The following is a 16,164-nucleotide window of genomic DNA, read 5'->3' on the forward strand; positions in this document are numbered from 1 at the left end:
GGGTAGGGCAGACGGGCCTTCTTGCATGTAGGTGCAAATGTAGGCCCAGGTATGTTCGTCGGCGTCCATTGTGCTGAGGTGGAAACGATCAATCACCGGCCGTTGTCGTGACCCAGGAACGCCGCCTCCAGCAACTGCTGCGTATAAGCATGCTGTGGCGCATGGAAGATCTCGCGGGCGTCACCTTGTTCCACAACATGCCCATGCTTGATCACCATCAACTGATGGCTCAACGCTTTGACCACCGCCAGGTCATGGCTGATGAACAAGTAGGTCAGGTTGTATTTCTGCTGCAGATTGCGCAGCAACTCCACGACCTGCCGCTGCACCGTGCGGTCCAGCGCCGAAGTTGGTTCATCCAGCAAAATCAAGGCAGGCTTCAACACCAGCGCCCGGGCAATGGCAATACGTTGCCGCTGCCCACCGGAGAACTCGTGCGGATAGCGGTGCCGAGTGGCAGGGTCCAACCCGACTTCCTCCAGCGCCGCAACAATGGCGGCTTCCTGCTCCGCCGGTGTACCTATCTTGTGAATACGCAGGCCCTCGCCAACGATATCCGCCACGCACATCCGTGGGCTGAGGCTGCCAAACGGGTCCTGGAACACCACCTGCATTTGCCGTCGCAGTGGGCGCACTTCTTTCTGGTTCAACCCCTCCAGGGCCTGCCCATGAAAGCGGATACCGCCCTGACTTGAAATCAAACGCAGGATCGCCAGCCCAAGTGTGGACTTCCCCGACCCGGACTCACCGACGATCCCCAGCGTCTGCCCTTGCGGCAGGCTGAAATTGATCCCGTCCACCGCCTTTACATGGTCAACCGTGCGGCGCAAGAAGCCTTTCTTGATCGGGAACCAGACCTTGAGGTCATCTACTTCAAGCAACGGCGCGCCAACCGGGTTATGGGCAGGCTCACCGCTGGGCTCGGCATTGATCAACATCTGCGTGTAATGATGCTGGGGTGCGCTGAACAGGGTGGCGCACTGCGCCTGCTCGACGATCTTGCCGCGCTGCATGACACACACACGGTGCGCAATGCGCCGCACCAGGTTCAGGTCATGGCTGATCAGCAACAGCGCCATCCCCAACCGTGCCTGCAGCTCCTTGAGCAGGTCGAGGATCTTCAACTGCACGGTCACATCGAGCGCCGTGGTCGGCTCATCGGCAATCAGCAGCTCTGGCTCGTTGGCCAGCGCCATGGCAATCATCACCCGCTGCCGCTGCCCACCCGACAGCTCATGGGGCAGGGCCTTCAAGCGCTTGCGCGGCTCGGGAATGCCTACCAGCTCCAGCAGCTCCAGCGTGCGTGCCGTGGCCGCCTTGCCCGTCAGCCCCTTGTGGAGCAACAAGATCTCGTTGATCTGTTTCTCAATGCAGTGCAGCGGGTTCAGCGACGTCATCGGCTCCTGGAAAATCATCGCAATACGGTTGCCGCGTATCCGCTGCATGGCTTTTTCGCCGTGCTGCAGCAGGTCCTTGCCTTCATAGCGGATGCTGCCGCTGGGGTGACGCGCGAGTGGGTAGGGCAGCAGGCGCAGAATCGAGTGGGCAGTGACCGACTTGCCCGAGCCACTTTCGCCGACCAGCGCCAGGGTCTCACCTTTGCGGATATCGAAGCTGATGCCATCGACCACGCGGTTGACCTGGTTACCGGTAACGAACTCCACCGCCAGGTCACGCACTTCGATCACGTTCTGTTCTGTCATGTCACTTCCTCGGGTCGAAGGCATCGCGGGCGGATTCACCGATGAACACCAGCAGGCTTAGCATGATCGCCAAGACGGCAAAGGCACTGATACCCAGCCAAGGCGCCTGCAGGTTGGACTTCCCTTGGGCGACCAGCTCGCCCAGCGATGGCGAACCGGCGGGCAGGCCGAAGCCGAGGAAGTCCAGCGCGGTGAGGGTACCGATGGCACCGGTGAGGATGAAGGGCATGAAGGTCATGGTCGAAATCATCGCGTTGGGCAGAATGTGCCGGTACATGATCGCACCGTTGCGCATCCCCAGGGCGCGGGCAGCGCGCACGTATTCGAGGTTGCGCCCACGCAGGAACTCGGCGCGCACCACGTCCACCAGGCTCATCCACGAGAACAGCAGCATGATGCCCAGCAGCCACCAGAAGTTGGGTTGCACGAAGCTGGCAAGAATGATCAGCAGGTACAGCACCGGCAGGCCGGACCAGACCTCCAGGAAACGCTGGCCGGCAAGGTCGACCCAGCCGCCGTAGAAGCCCTGCAGCGCGCCGGCGATGACGCCGACGATGGAACTGAGGATGGTCAGCGTCAGGGCAAACAGCACCGACACACGGAAACCGTAGATCACCCGAGCCAACACGTCCCGGCCCTGGTCGTCGGTGCCTAGCAGGTTATCCGCCGAGGGGGGGGCTGGGGCGGGGACGCGCAGGTCATAGTTGATGCTCTGGTAGCTGAAGGGGATCGGTGCCCACAGTACAAAGCTGTCCTTGCTGGCCAGTAGCTCGCGGATGTACGGGCTCTTGTAGTTGGCTTCGAGGGGGAATTCACCGCCAAAGGTGGTTTCCGGGTAGCGCTTGAAGGCTGGGAAATACCATTGGCCTTCGTAGCGCACGGCGATCGGTTTGTCGTTGGCGATCAGCTCGGCGCCCAGGCTCAGGCCAAACAGGATGAGGAACAGCCACAGTGACCACCAGCCGCGTCGGTTGGCCTTGAAGCGCTCGAAGCGTCGGCGGTTGAGAGGGGACAAGGCCATGTCAGTGCTCCCGGCTGGCGAAGTCGATGCGCGGATCGACCAGGGTGTAGGTGAGGTCGCCGATCAGTTTCACCACCAGCCCCAGCAGGGTGAAGATGAACAACGTGCCGAACACCACCGGGTAGTCGCGGTTGATTGCCGCTTCGAAACTCATCAGCCCCAAGCCATCGAGGGAGAAGATCACCTCGATCAGCAGGGAGCCGGTGAAGAAGATGCCAATGAACGCCGAGGGGAAGCCGGCGATGACCAGCAGCATGGCGTTACGGAACACGTGCCCGTACAGCACGCGCGAGCGGCTCAGCCCTTTGGCCTTGGCGGTGACCACGTACTGTTTGTTGATCTCGTCGAGAAAGCTGTTCTTGGTCAGCAGGGTCATGGTGGCGAAGTTGCCGATCACCAGCGCGGTAATCGGCAATACCAGGTGCCAGAAGTAGTCGAGCACCTTGCCGGTGGTGGACAGCTCGTCGAAGTTGTTGGAGGTAAGCCCGCGTAGCGGGAACCAATCGAAGTAACTGCCGCCGGCGAACAGCACAATCAGCAAAATGGCGAACAGGAAGGCGGGGATGGCGTAGCCAACGATGATCGCCGAGCTGGTCCAGACGTCAAAATGGCTGCCGTGGCGTACCGCCTTGGCGATGCCAAGCGGGATCGACACCAGGTACATGATCAGCGTGCTCCACAGCCCCAGCGAGATTGAAACCGGCATCTTCTCGGCGATCAGGTCGATAACCTTGGCGTCGCGGAAGAAGCTGTCGCCGAAGTCCAGCTGGGCGTAGTTCTTGACCATGATCCACAAGCGTTCCGGCGCCGATTTGTCGAAGCCATACATGCGCTCGATCTCGGCGATCAGGGCCGGGTCCAGGCCCTGGGCGCCGCGGTAGTTGGAACCGGCTACGGAGACTTCGGCGCCGCCACCGGCGATACGGCTGGTGGCGCCCTCGAAGCCTTCGAGCTTGGCAATCATCTGCTCGACCGGGCCGCCGGGGGCTGCCTGGACAATAATGAAGTTGATGATCAGGATGCCGAACAGGGTCGGGATGATCAGTAGCAGGCGGCGCAGGATATAGGCCAGCATCTCAATTGGCCTCGTCCGCTGCGGCTTCAGTCACGGCAGGCGTCACGTCTGGCTTGATCCACCAAGTGTCGATGCCGACATCGTATTTAGGCGACACCTTGGGGTGACCAATGTGGTTCCAGTAGGCCACGCGCCAGGTCTTGATGTGCCAGTTGGGGATCACGTAGTAGCCCCACAGCAACACCCGGTCCAGGGCACGGGCGTGGTCGATCAGGCTTTGGCGGGAGTCGGCGTTGATCAGTTGCTCCACCAACTGGTCGATCGCCGGGTCGCGCAGGCCGATGTAGTTGCGGCTGCCGGGGTTGTCGGCAGAGACGCTTGACCAGAATTCGCGCTGCTCATTGCCCGGGGAGTTGGACTGCGGGAAGTTGCCGACAATCATGTCGAAATCCCGTGAGCGCAGGCGGGTGATGAACTGTGACACATCGACCCGGCGGATGGTCAGGTCGATACCCAGGTCGGCGAGGTTGCGCTTGAATGGCAGCAGGATGCGTTCGAACTCGGACTGTGCGAGCAGAAATTCGATGGCCACTGGTTTGCCCTGGGCATCGACCATCTTGTCGTCGACGATCTTCCAGCCTGCTTCCTGCAGCAACCTGTAGGCCTTGCGCTGCTGTTCGCGGATCATGCCGCTGCCGTCGCTGACGGGGTTGTGAAACGCCTCGGTCAAGGCTTTTTCGGGAATCTGGCCGCGCAGCGGCTCGAGGATTTTCAGCTCCTCGGCGCCGGGTAGGCCTCGGGCGGCCATTTCCGAGTTCTCGAAGTAACTGCTGGTGCGGGTATAGGCGCCGTTGAACAGTTGCTTGTTGGTCCACTCGTAGTCCAGCAGCAGGCTCAGGGCCTCGCGCACACGCACGTCCTGGAACACCGGGCGGCGGATGTTGAAGATGAAGCCTTGCATACCGGTGGGGTTACCGTTGGGCAGTTCTTCCTTGATCAGACGACCATCACGTACCGCAGGTACGTTGTAGGCGGTGGCCCAGTTTTTTGCGCTTATCTCCAGGGCATAGTCGAATGCCCCGGCCTTCAATGCTTCCAAGGCGACGGCGGTGTCGCGGTAGGCGTCGAATGTCATGGCATCGAAATTGAACTGGCCGCGGTTGATCGGCAGGTCCTTGGCCCAGTAGTCCTTGACTCGCTCATAGCGGATCGAGCGGCCGGCCTTGACCTGGGTGATCTTGTAAGGGCCGCTGCCCAAGGGGATTTCCAGGTTGCCACGGTTGAAGTCGCGGCCTTCGTACCAGTGCTTGGGCAGCACAGGCAACTGGCCCAGGATCAGCGGCAGTTCCCGGTTGTTCTTGTGCTTGAACTTGAACAGCACCCGCAGCGGGTCTTCGGCGACCACTTCGGCGACGTCGGCGTAGTACTGGCGGTACAGCGGTGCGCCGTCCTTTATCAGGGCATTGAAGGTGAACACCACGTCGTCGGCGCGCATCGGGTGGCCGTCATGGAAGCGCGCCTCGGGGCGCAGGTAGAAGCGTACCCAGCTATTGTCCGGGGCTTTCTCGATCTTGCCGGCCACCAGGCCGTACTCGGTGAACGGTTCGTCCAGGCTCTGACGCATCAAGGTGTCGTAGATGGCGCTGACGTTATCGGCAGGAACGCCCTTGTTGATGAAGGGGTTGAGGCTGTCGAAGCCCCCGAAGCTGGACTGGCGGAAGGTGCCACCCTTGGGTGCATCGGGGTTCACGTAGTCGAAGTGCTTGAAGTCGGCGGGGTATTTCGGCGCCTCGTCATACAGGGTGAGCGCGTGTTGTGGCGCGGCCATGGCCGACAGGCTCAGGCAAGCGAACAGGAGGCTGCCTGCCAGCTGGCGCAGGCGGTGCGTAGGCATCATTGGGCTTTCTCCGAAGTCTTTATCCACCAGGTGTTCAGCCCGAGGGTGTAGGGCGGCGTGGTGACGAAGGCGAACCGGTTGCGATAGGCCAGGCGGTGATTGTCGAGATACCAGTTCGGGATCATGTAGTAGTGCCAGGAAAGCACGCGGTCCAGGGCGCGGGCAGCAGCGACCTGATCGTCGCGGGTGCGGGCTGCCAGCAGGGTGTCGAGCAGGTGGTCGACCACCGGGTCCTTGACACCCGCATAGTTCTTGCTGCCCTTGGTCGCGGCCTGGCTGGAATGGAAGTACAGCCACTGCTCGAGGCCCGGGCTCAACGTCTGGTTAAGGGTCATCAGGATCATGTCGAAGTCGAACTGGTCCAGGCGTTGTTTGTACTGGGCGCGGTCCACCGTGCGCAAGCGCGCATCGATGCCGATGCTCGCCAGGTTTTCGACATACGGTTGCAAAATGCGTTCGAGGTTGGGGTTGACCAACAGCAGCTCAATGGTCAGTTGCTGGCCTTTCTTGTCCACCAGCCGCTGGCCATCAAGCTTCCAGCCGGCTTGCCCAAGCAGGGCAAGGGCCTGGCGCAAGGTTTGGCGGCTGATGCCGCGGCCGTCGGTGTGGCTGACCTGGTAAGGCTGGGTAAACAGCTTTTCCGGCAACTGGTCGCGGAACGGAGCAAGCAGCAGCCACTCCTTGCCCGTGGGCAGGCCAGAGGCGGCAAATTCGCTGTTGGGGTAATAGCTCGTTGAGCGGCGGTAGGCGCTGCTGAACAGGGCGCGGTTGGTCCACTCGAAGTCGAGCATCAAGCCCAGCGCCTGGCGCACGCTGGGGTCGCTGAACGTGGCGCGCCGGCTATTGATGAACAAGCCTTGGGTCTGGGTCGGAATGCGGTGCGGGATCTGTGCCTTGATCACATCGCCACGGCGCACCGCCGGGAAGTTGTAGCCATTGGCCCAGTTTTTCGCCTGGTGCTCGATATAGATGTCGAACTCGCCAGCCTTGAAGGCTTCGAACGCCACGGTGGCGTCCCGGTAGAACTCGTACTCGACACGGTTGAAGTTGTACTTGCCGCGGTTCACGGCCAGGTCCTTGCCCCAGTAGTGTTTCACCCGTTCGAACACTAGGCGCCGGCCAGGCTGTACCTGGGTAATGCGGTAAGGGCCGCTGCTCAGCGGTGGCTCGAACGTAGTCGCCTGGAAGTCGCGGCCTTGCCAGTAGTGCTTGGGCAGCACTGGCATTTCGCCCAGGCGCAGGATCAACAGCGGGTTGCCAGCGCGCTTGAAGACGAAGCGGATGCGCAGCGGACCGAGCACGTCGACCCGCTGCACCTCCTGCAGGTTGGTCCGGTAGATCGGGTGGCCTTCCTTGAGCAGGGTGCGGTAGGAAAAGGCCACATCCGCCGAGGTGATTGGCTTGCCATCGTGCCAGCGCGCCTCGGGGCGCAGGTTGAACACTACCCAGCTGCGATCTTCGCTGTATTCCACCGACCGGGCGATCAGGCCATAGCTGGAGGTTGGTTCGTCGCCGGAGGGGTCGTACTGGCCAGTACCGACCATCAGCGTTTCGTTGAGCTCGCTGACGCCGTACTGCAGGAAGTTCGGCGTGGTCACCGGGCTGGTGCCCTTGAAGGTGTAGGGGTTGAGCGTGTCGAATGTGCCAAACGCCATGGCCCGCAAGGTGCCGCCCTTGGGCGCTTGCGGGTTGACCCAGTCGAAGTGGGTGAACGTGGCTGGGTACTTGAGCGTGCCGAACTGCGCGTAACCGTGGCTTTCGCTCACCATCGCGACTGCGGGAAAGCTCAAGGCCAGGCTGAGTGACAGCAGGAGGGGACGTATCAAGTCGGCATCCGATCCAGAGGCGTTGGGCTTTGATCGGGTACAGTAACAGCTTGGCGGGGTTGGAAAAAGAGGATGTCAGAGGGATCGAGGTGGGGCTGCAAGGCAGCCCCGCAGATCACATCAGTGCGACAGATATACGGTCAGCGTCTGCCCTGGTTTCAGGGCATGCCCGCTGCGCGGATTCCAGCGCTTGAGGTGCTGCATTTCAACATTGAAACGTTTGGCAACCAAATACAACGAGTCACCCTTGCGTACCTTGTACTGGGTGGAGCGCTGCCCGGCCGCAGCCACTCGGTTGGCTGCTGCACTGGGTGCATTGCCGCCACGCAGTGCCAGCACCTGCCCGGCCTTGACGCGGTTACCCGGCAGTTTGTTCCAGCGCTGGATATCCTTGACCGATACCCGGTTGGCCTTGGCGATGCTGCTCAGGTTGTCGCCGCGCTTGACCCGGTAGCTGCGCGCGGTTGCAGGTGCCTTGGCCTCGGCCACTGCGGCAGCAAAGACTGCCTTGTTTGGCTGCAGGCTGACCAGTTGCTCAGGCTTGAGGTTGGAGAGGCTGGCCGACAGCAGTTGTGCCTTGGCGGTCGGCACCAGCAGTTGCTTGGGGCCGTCCACGGTCATGCGCTTCTTGAATGCCGGATTAAGCTGGATGAGTTCGTCTTCGTCGATGTTGGCGAAGGCGGCGACCCGCGACAGGTCGAGGCGGTCATTGATGGCGACGGCTTCGAAGTAGGGTTCATTGGCGATCGGGTTGAGGTTCACGCCATAGGCCTCAGGGGTTGAGACCACCTGCGACAGGGCCAGTAGCTTGGGTACATAGTCGCGGGTTTCCTGCGGCAGGGGCAGGTTCCAGTAATCGGTCGGCAAGCCTAGCTTTTCGTTACGTTCGATGGCCCGGCTGACGGTGCCTTCGCCAGCATTGTAAGCGGCCAGCGCCAGTAGCCAGTCGCCGTTGAACATGTCGTGGAGGCGGCCGAGGTAGTCCAGGGCGGCGTTGGTCGACGCGGTGATGTCACGGCGGCCGTCGTAGAAGTGGGTCTGGCGCAGGTTGAAGTGGCGCCCGGTCGACGGGATGAACTGCCACATGCCCGCGGCATGGGCGCGCGAGTAGGCCATCGGGTTGTAGGCGCTCTCGATGGCTGGCAGCAGCGCCAGCTCAAGTGGCATATCGCGCTCTTCGAGGCGTTCGACAATGTAGTGCAGGTAGAGGCTGCCGCGCTCGCCGGCGTTTTCCAGGAACGACGGGTTGCTGGCGAACCATAGGCGCTGCTGCTCGATGCGCGGGTTGACGTCGATGCTGTCCTGCAGGGCAAAGCCCTGGCGCATCCGCTCCCATACATCCTGCGGAGGCTGGTCGACCGGCTTGATCGCCAGCGGCGCCGGCTTGTGCTTGATCCGCGCCTGGTAGCTGTGCGCGCGAACGCTGTCGGATTCGTCGAGCTGACGGGTGCTCTGGCAGCCCACCAGGGTGGCGGCCAGCGCCAGCGCACTGATTTGGGCCAGGCGCGTCAGGGCGACTGAATGAGCGGTTCTGCGGCTACGGGAAGACATCGGCGGGGACAGGTTTCCGGGCAAAAAATTTCGGCGATTCTAGAAACCGTACCCGGCCGGGTCAACCGTCCAACTGATGTTGCGATATATCTTGAGGTTATCAGAAGGTGTCTTTCCAAGACCTCAAAGCAGCAAAAACAGCGACATGCGTGGTGTTTGATTGTCCCTTCCATTCGTCTGCTTTTTGTTTAACTAATGTTTCAGAAGTACGCAGAAAAGGGTTGGTCAATCTCTCCAGGGCAATGGTTGATGGCAATGTGATGCGATTTTCCGCACGCAACCGGGTAACGTCATCGAAACGTTGCTGAACGTGCGGATTCTGCGGTTCCACGGCCTTGGCAAAGCGCAGATTGCTCAGGGTGTATTCATGGGCGCAGTAAACCTCAGTCTGTTCGGGCAATGCCGCCAAGCGGGCGAGGGCGGGTTGCATCTGTTCTGGCGTGCCCTCGAACATGCGCCCGCAACCGGCAGCGAACAGCGTGTCACCGCTGAACAGTAACGGAGTGGTGGGCTGGTCGCTGAAAAAGGCGATATGGCCCAGCGTGTGGCCGGGCACCGCCATGACGTTGAAGGCAACGCCCAGCACTGTCACCTGGTCGCCTTCATTCAGGCCAAGGTCACGGGCGGGTATGCGCTCGTTGGCGGGGCCGCAAACCCTTGCGCCGGTGAGTGCCTTGAGGCGTTCGACACCGCCTACGTGGTCATTGTGGTGGTGGGTCACCAGGATGTCCTCGAGCACCCAGCCGGGGTTTTCGGCCAGCCAGGCCTCCACCGGGGCGGCGTCACCGGGATCGACCACCGCGCAACGGCGTTTGGCAGTATCCTGTAACAACCAGATGTAATTGTCGGAGAAAGCGGGAAGAGCATCGATCTGTATCATGGTGCGGATCCGTATCGCCAAGCGTGGCACATGAAGGCATCTTAGCCGCGATGGCGCGGTGCGAGAACCTTCGAGGGAGAGCGCAATGAACGACCAAGCCTTTGCCCAGGCCGACCCTGACTGGGTCGAACTGATCAGCCTGGCCCGTGAGTGGTTCAACGGCCCGTTGGGCCAACTGATGCTCAAGGAAGAGGAAAAACTGCTGGAAGAGGAGCTCGGGCGCTTCTTCGGTGGTTATCTGGTGCACTACGGTCCTTGCGCCGAGGCACCCCCCAGCGCCCCTCAGGTACAGCGTAACGTTCGCCTTGGCGCGCCACTGCCAGGGGTGGAGATCGCCTGCGAAGAGCAGGCCTGGCCCTTGAGCGAACATGCCGCCGACGTAGTGGTCCTGCAGCATGGGCTGGATTTCAGCCTGTCGCCCCATGGGCTGCTGCGCGAGGCAGCCAGCGCCGTGCGCCCGGGCGGTCATTTGCTGATTGTCGGCATCAACCCCTGGAGCAGTTGGGGCGTGCGTCACTTTTTCAGCCATGGGGCGCTGCGCAAGGCCCGCTGCATCTCGCCGTCGCGGGTGGGCGACTGGCTCAACCTGCTGGGCTTCGCGCTGGAGAAACGCCGCTTCGGGTGCTATCGTCCGCCGCTTGCCTCACCGGCCTGGCAACAGCGCCTGGCTGGCTGGGAGCGGGTGGCCGGCGGCTGGCAGACGTCCGGCGGCGGCGTGTACCTGCTGGTGGCGCGCAAGATGGTGGTCGGTCTGCGGCCGCTGCGCCAGGAGCGCCGCGAGCCGATGGGCAAGCTGTTGCCGTTGCCGCTGGCCAAGGTCAACCGCACCGCGGCCAACCCGGATACTGAAAAGCACTGACATGAGTGGTACATGAGCGATAGCGTCCAGATGTATACCGATGGTGCCTGCAAGGGCAATCCCGGCCCCGGTGGCTGGGGCGTCCTGATGATCTACAAGGGCGTCGAGAAGGAACTGTGGGGCGGCGAGCGCGAAACCACCAACAACCGCATGGAGCTGATGGCTGCGATCCAGGGGCTGATGGCACTCAAGCGCGAATGCGAGGTGGAACTGACCACCGACTCGCAATACGTGATGAAGGGCATCAATGAGTGGATGGTCAACTGGAAGAAGCGCGGTTGGAAGACGGCCTCGAAAGAGCCGGTGAAGAATGCCGACCTGTGGCAGCAGCTCGATGAGCAGGTCAACCGACACAAGGTCACCTGGAAGTGGGTGCGGGGCCACATCGGCCACCCCGGCAACGAGCGTGCCGACCAGTTGGCCAACCGTGGTGTCGACGAGGTGCGTGCCAAGCGTTGAAAGCAGCTTGCACGTTACCGCTTGAGGTATACTCCCCGGCTTTGTAACTGATGCAAGTTGGAGCGCCCCGCGTGGAGCAGCAACAAGATAAACGGCTGGTCATTCTCGATACCGAAACCACCGGCATGCCGGTCAGCGAAGGCCACCGGATCATCGAGATCGGTTGTGTCGAAGTCATTGGTCGGCGACTGACCGGGCGGCACTTCCATGTCTACCTGCAGCCGGATCGGGAAAGTGACGAGGGCGCCATCAACGTCCACGGCATCACCGACGCCTTCCTGGTCGGCAAGCCGCGCTTCGGTGATGTGGCCGAGGAATTCTTCGAGTTCATCCAGGGCGCCACCCTGGTCATCCACAACGCGGCGTTCGACGTCGGCTTCATCAACAACGAATTTGCTCTGCTGGGGCAGCACGACCGCGCTGATCTCGCCCAGCACTGCACCATCCTCGATACCCTGCTGCTGGCGCGAGCGCGCCACCCAGGCCAGCGCAACAGCCTCGATGCGCTGTGCAAACGTTACGACATCGACAACTCTGGCCGTGACCTGCACGGCGCGTTGCTCGACTCGGAACTGCTGGCCGACGTCTACCTGGCAATGACCGGTGGCCAAACCAGCCTTTCGCTGGCTGGGCATGGGGCTGACGGCGACAACGAAGGGCAGGGCACTGGCGGCAGCGAGATCCGTCGGATTACCGGGCGTGCACCTGGGCGGGTGATTCTGGCCAATGCCGAGGAACTGGAGGCGCACGCCGAGCGTCTGGCGGCAATTGCCAAGTCCGCGGGTGGGCCTTCGATGTGGCAGGTGTTGACCGAAACATCGGCCGGCTGATTCGTAGCCAGTAGCGGCCATCAAGCTCTACTACCCTGAAATGGACGACCCGTCCTTCGGAGGTAGCCACCTGATGTACAAGGACCTCAAGTTCCCCATCCTCATTGTCCACCGCTCCATCAAGGCTGACAGCGTTGCCGGCGAGCGCGTGCGCGGCATCGCCGAGGAGCTGCGCCAGGACGGGTTTGCCATCCTCGCGGCGGCAGACAATGCCGAGGCGCGGCTGGTGGCCGCCACGCACCACGGCCTGGCGTGCATGCTGATAGCCGCCGAAGGCGTCGGCGAAAACACCCACCTGCTACAAAACATGGCTGAGCTGATCCGCCTGGCGCGGCAGCGTGCGCCGAACCTGCCGATCTTCGCCCTGGGCGAGCAAGTGACCTTGGAAAATGCCCCGGCCGAGGCCATGAGCGAACTCAATCAGCTGCGCGGCATTCTGTACCTGTTCGAGGACACCGTGCCGTTCCTCGCCCGTCAGGTTGCAAGAGCCGCGCACAATTACCTGGATGGCCTGCTACCGCCGTTTTTCAAGGCGCTGGTGCAGCACACCGCGCAATCGAATTACTCCTGGCATACGCCCGGCCATGGCGGTGGCGTTGCCTACCGCAAAAGCCCCGTTGGCCAGGCGTTTCACCAGTTCTTTGGGGAAAATACGCTTCGCTCGGACCTTTCCGTTTCAGTGCCGGAACTGGGCTCGCTGCTGGATCACACCGGTCCCTTGGCCGAGGCCGAGGCCCGTGCCGCACGCAATTTTGGCGCTGACCATACCTTTTTCGTCATCAATGGCACCTCCACCGCCAACAAGATCGTCTGGCACGCCATGGTTGGGCGTGATGACCTGGTGCTGGTAGATCGCAACTGCCACAAGTCGGTGGTCCACGCGATCATCATGACCGGTGCCATCCCCATTTACCTGTGTCCGGAACGCAACGAGCTGGGCATCATCGGGCCGATTCCGCTCCGCGAGTTCAGCCCCGAATCAATCCGTGCCAAGGTCCAGGCCAACCCACTGGCCAATGGGCGTGAGCCGCGTATCAAGCTGGCGGTGGTCACCAACTCCACCTACGACGGCCTGTGCTATCACGCCGGGCTGATCAAGCAGGCCCTTGGTAGCAGCGTCGAGGTGCTGCATTTCGACGAAGCCTGGTTCGCCTATGCGGCGTTCCATGACTTCTTCACCGGGCGCTTTGCCATGGGCACGGCCTGTGCCGAGGACAGCCCGCTGGTGTTCAGTACTCACTCGACGCACAAGCTGCTCGCTGCCTTCAGCCAGGCGTCGATGATCCACGTGCAAGACGGCGCCCAGCGGCAACTGGACCGTGACCGCTTCAATGAAGCCTTCATGATGCACATTTCCACCTCGCCGCAATACAGCATCCTCGCCTCGCTGGATGTAGCCTCGACCATGATGGAGGGCCCTGCAGGGCGGTCGCTGCTGCAGGAGATGTTCGATGAGGCGCTGAGCTTTCGGCGGGCGTTGGCCAACCTGCGCGAACACATCGCGGTGGATGATTGGTGGTTCAGCATCTGGCAACCGCCGGCGGCGGAGGGTATCCATCGGCTTGCCGCGCAGGACTGGCTGTTGCAGCCGGGGGCGGAGTGGCACGGCTTTGGCGAGGTGACGGCGGATTATGTGCTGCTCGACCCGCTCAAGGTGACACTGGTGATGCCGGGCCTGAGCGCGGGTGGCGTATTGGGTGAACGGGGGATTCCGGCAGCAGTTGTCAGCAAGTTTCTCTGGGAGCGCGGGTTGGTGGTGGAGAAAACCGGCCTGTACAGCTTCCTGGTGCTGTTTTCGATGGGTATCACCAAGGGCAAATGGAGCACCTTGTTGACCGAATTGCTCGAGTTCAAACGGCACTATGACGGCAATACGGCATTGAACGTCTGCTTGCCCAGCATCGTCGCGGTCGATGCGTCACGTTATCAAGGTATCGGTTTGTGCGACTTGTGCGACCAGCTGCATGACTGTTATCGGGCCAACGCCACGGCCAAGCAGTTGAAGCGCCTGTTCAGCTGCCTGCCGGAGGCGGCGCTGAGCCCGGCACGGGCCTATGACCAGATGGTCCGCGGTGAGGTCGAGGCCGTACCGATCGAGGCGCTGCTGGGCCGGGTTGCGGCTGTGATGCTGGTGCCGTATCCACCGGGTATTGCGCTGATCATGCCCGGTGAGCGTTTTACCGAAGCGACCCGCGCAATCCTCGACTACCTGGCGTTTGCCCGTGCCTTCAACAGCGGCTTCCCTGGCTTCGTTGCCGATGTGCATGGGCTGCAGAACGAGGGCGGCACCTACACGGTGGACTGCATCAAGGAATCCGGATGATCTCGACGCCTGTCTGCGCCAGTTCGAAGCGGTCCTCACCCAGGTGGTTGACCCGGTCGCCGATGGCCAGGCGGTACGTGGTGATCGGTGCGCCCAAGGCGCTGCCGTCGGCCTGCAGGGTAGACTCCTGGAACTCGTGAACGGGGTAGATACGGCCTTCGGCGTCACGGGCGTGGAATTGGCCGACCATTACTGCTGCCATTTAGGTGAAAACCTCTGAATTACGTAGGAAATGTCTGCAGGCATAGACCTTGGAAGATACCTGGAAGTTTTCTGTACAGGGAAAAAAAACCTAAGCAGTGAGAAACAGTCATCTATAACTACAACGTCTCTTAACCCAGCAAAGGTTGGAAATCGCCATGAGCCAGGTGTATTCGGTAGCGGTCGTCGTCGGCAGCTTGCGCAAGGATTCCTACAACCGCAAGGTGGCCCGGGCACTTTCAGAGCTGGCACCGTCCAGTCTTGCCCTGAAGATTGTCGAAATCGGCGATTTGCCGCTTTATAACGAGGACGTCGAAGCCGCTGGCGTGCCTGAGCCTTGGAAGCGGTTTCGCGATGAGATCCGCCGCAGCGACGCGGTGTTGTTCGTCACTCCGGAATATAACCGTTCAGTGCCGGGCGGCCTGAAGAACGCCATCGACGTTGGCTCGCGGCCTTACGGGCAAAGCGCCTGGAGCGGCAAGCCGGCGGCGGTGGTGAGTGTGTCGCCGGGGGCCATTGGCGGGTTTGGCGCCAACCATGCGGTGCGTCAGTCGCTGGTGTTCCTCGACATGCCCTGCATGCAGATGCCTGAGGCTTACATCGGCGGGGCGGCGAGCCTGTTCGAAGACAGTGGCAAGCTCAATGACAAGACGCGGCCGTTCTTGCAGGGGTTCATCGACAAGTTTGCGTCCTGGGTGAAATTGAACCGAGCGCTCTGAGCCGGTGCTATCGCCGGCTTGCCGGCGATAGCTACACCACAGGTATGTCAGAACGCCTGCGGCATCTCCCCCTTGGCCAAGCGCCGGTTGATGTCTGCGATTACCTCGGGCAGCTCATTGATGGTGTCGATCAGGTAGTGCGGGCGCGACCCCGAAAACAGCGCATGAATGCGCTTGCGCTCGCTCTCCAGCTTTTCCGCGCTCAGCGCTCGGTAGCCTTCCCAGGTTAGACCCAGGGCGTTACCCGAACACACCAGCGCGACAGTCCACATGCCGGCGCGCCGGCCTTCCAGAATGCCCGGCACCGTGTCGTCGACTTTGACGCAGGCCGCCACATCGTCAATACCCAGGGCAATTACGTTAGCGAGGGCCTGTGCCGGCCAGGGGCGCCCGTTGGGGGTTTCGTCGGTGGCCACCACATGATCGGCGACATAACCGTTCTGCGCGGCCAGTTCTACCACTTTGTCCATCACTACTTTGGGGTAACCCGAGCACGAGCCGATCTTCAGGCCGTCCTGCCGCAGCCCGGTGAGGGTATCCAGGGCGCCGGGAATCAGTGCCGAGTGCACGGCGATCTTTTCGATCTGCAGCGGCATGAAGCGGTTGTAGATGGCGGTGACGTCATCATCAGTCGGCGTGCGGCCGAATACGTTGCGGTACCGCTCGGCAATTTCCGGCACGTTGCACAGCGTGCGGATGTGGTCCCATTTGCCCATGCCCATTGGGCCACGGGCTTCTTCGATGGACACCTGGACGTCGAACTCGGCAAAGGCCTCGACGAAGATCTGCGTGGGGGCAAAGGAGCCGAAGTCGACCACGGTGCCGGCCCAGTCAAGGATGGCGGCTTGCAGCTGGGTTGGATTGCTGTAGTTCATGTGCG

14 protein-coding genes and 1 pseudogene are annotated in these 16,164 nt (G+C 61.9%); 5 read left to right on the forward strand and 10 right to left on the reverse strand.

What is annotated here, in order from left to right:
• The 8 genes and pseudogenes from L6D80_RS30180 to gloB all read right to left on the reverse strand — a co-directional run.
• Positions 1-69, reverse strand: a pseudogene (locus L6D80_RS30180) (DUF6708 domain-containing protein); the annotation flags it as partial.
• A gap of 23 nt (positions 70-92) precedes the next feature.
• A complete protein-coding gene (locus tag L6D80_RS26325; protein WP_054899891.1) occupies positions 93-1,703 on the reverse strand; it encodes an ABC transporter ATP-binding protein in 1,611 nt (536 codons plus the stop codon).
• Between the two features lies 1 nt (position 1,704).
• Entirely contained in the window at positions 1,705-2,724 is a 1,020-nt protein-coding gene (locus L6D80_RS26330; RefSeq protein WP_054899890.1) for an ABC transporter permease, read from the reverse strand.
• A gap of 1 nt (position 2,725) precedes the next feature.
• Positions 2,726-3,799, reverse strand: coding sequence for a microcin C ABC transporter permease YejB (locus L6D80_RS26335; RefSeq protein ID WP_054899889.1), 1,074 nt, complete (start codon positions 3,797-3,799; stop codon positions 2,726-2,728).
• A gap of 1 nt (position 3,800) precedes the next feature.
• A complete protein-coding gene (locus L6D80_RS26340) occupies positions 3,801-5,636 on the reverse strand; it encodes an extracellular solute-binding protein (RefSeq protein ID WP_176515359.1) in 1,836 nt (611 codons plus the stop codon).
• Positions 5,633-7,462 carry an extracellular solute-binding protein gene (locus L6D80_RS26345; RefSeq protein WP_218187067.1) on the reverse strand — a complete coding sequence of 610 codons (1,830 nt, stop codon included), beginning with the start codon at positions 7,460-7,462 and terminating at the stop codon, positions 5,633-5,635. Before L6D80_RS26345 ends, L6D80_RS26340 begins: the two co-directional genes overlap by 4 nt.
• 120 nt (positions 7,463-7,582) lie before the next feature.
• On the reverse strand, positions 7,583-9,013 hold the full coding sequence (locus L6D80_RS26350) for a lytic transglycosylase domain-containing protein (RefSeq protein ID WP_054899886.1): 1,431 nt from the start codon (positions 9,011-9,013) through the stop codon (positions 7,583-7,585).
• 100 nt (positions 9,014-9,113) lie between these two features.
• Positions 9,114-9,893: a hydroxyacylglutathione hydrolase gene (gene gloB / locus L6D80_RS26355; protein ID WP_054899885.1), complete on the reverse strand. Its 780-nt coding sequence runs from the start codon at positions 9,891-9,893 to the stop codon at positions 9,114-9,116.
• An 85-nt stretch (positions 9,894-9,978) separates the two neighbouring features.
• Here gloB and L6D80_RS26360 point away from each other — a divergent pair, with 85 nt between their 5' ends.
• From L6D80_RS26360 to L6D80_RS26375, 4 genes are all read left to right on the forward strand, one after another.
• On the forward strand, positions 9,979-10,752 hold the full coding sequence (locus L6D80_RS26360) for a class I SAM-dependent methyltransferase (RefSeq protein WP_176515357.1): 774 nt from the start codon (positions 9,979-9,981) through the stop codon (positions 10,750-10,752).
• Between the two features lie 12 nt (positions 10,753-10,764).
• Entirely contained in the window at positions 10,765-11,211 is a 447-nt protein-coding gene (gene rnhA, locus L6D80_RS26365; protein WP_054899883.1) for a ribonuclease HI, read from the forward strand.
• Between the two features lie 71 nt (positions 11,212-11,282).
• Positions 11,283-12,041, forward strand: a complete 759-nt coding sequence (dnaQ, locus tag L6D80_RS26370) for a DNA polymerase III subunit epsilon (RefSeq protein ID WP_176515355.1) — start codon at positions 11,283-11,285, stop codon at positions 12,039-12,041.
• A 73-nt stretch (positions 12,042-12,114) separates the two neighbouring features.
• Entirely contained in the window at positions 12,115-14,364 is a 2,250-nt protein-coding gene (locus L6D80_RS26375) for an Orn/Lys/Arg family decarboxylase (RefSeq protein WP_176515353.1), read from the forward strand.
• Here the strand turns inward: L6D80_RS26375 and L6D80_RS26380 are convergent.
• Complete coding sequence (locus L6D80_RS26380; protein WP_054899880.1) at positions 14,348-14,566, reverse strand: hypothetical protein; 219 nt, start codon at positions 14,564-14,566, stop codon at positions 14,348-14,350. The genes L6D80_RS26375 and L6D80_RS26380 overlap by 17 nt on opposite strands.
• Positions 14,567-14,723: 157 nt before the next feature.
• Here L6D80_RS26380 and L6D80_RS26385 point away from each other — a divergent pair, with 157 nt between their 5' ends.
• Positions 14,724-15,284 (forward strand): NADPH-dependent FMN reductase, encoded by a 561-nt coding sequence (locus tag L6D80_RS26385; RefSeq protein WP_054899879.1) that lies wholly within the window; start codon positions 14,724-14,726, stop codon positions 15,282-15,284.
• Between the two features lie 47 nt (positions 15,285-15,331).
• On the opposite strand, the gene phnX is transcribed toward L6D80_RS26385, so the two are convergent.
• Positions 15,332-16,159 (reverse strand): phosphonoacetaldehyde hydrolase, encoded by an 828-nt coding sequence (gene phnX / locus L6D80_RS26390; protein WP_054899878.1) that lies wholly within the window; start codon positions 16,157-16,159, stop codon positions 15,332-15,334.
• Positions 16,160-16,164 lie beyond the last annotated feature (5 nt).

The organism is Pseudomonas ceruminis, assembly GCF_021602025.1.
In the GTDB taxonomy this organism is placed as follows: Bacteria; Pseudomonadota; Gammaproteobacteria; order Pseudomonadales; family Pseudomonadaceae; genus Aquipseudomonas; species Aquipseudomonas ceruminis.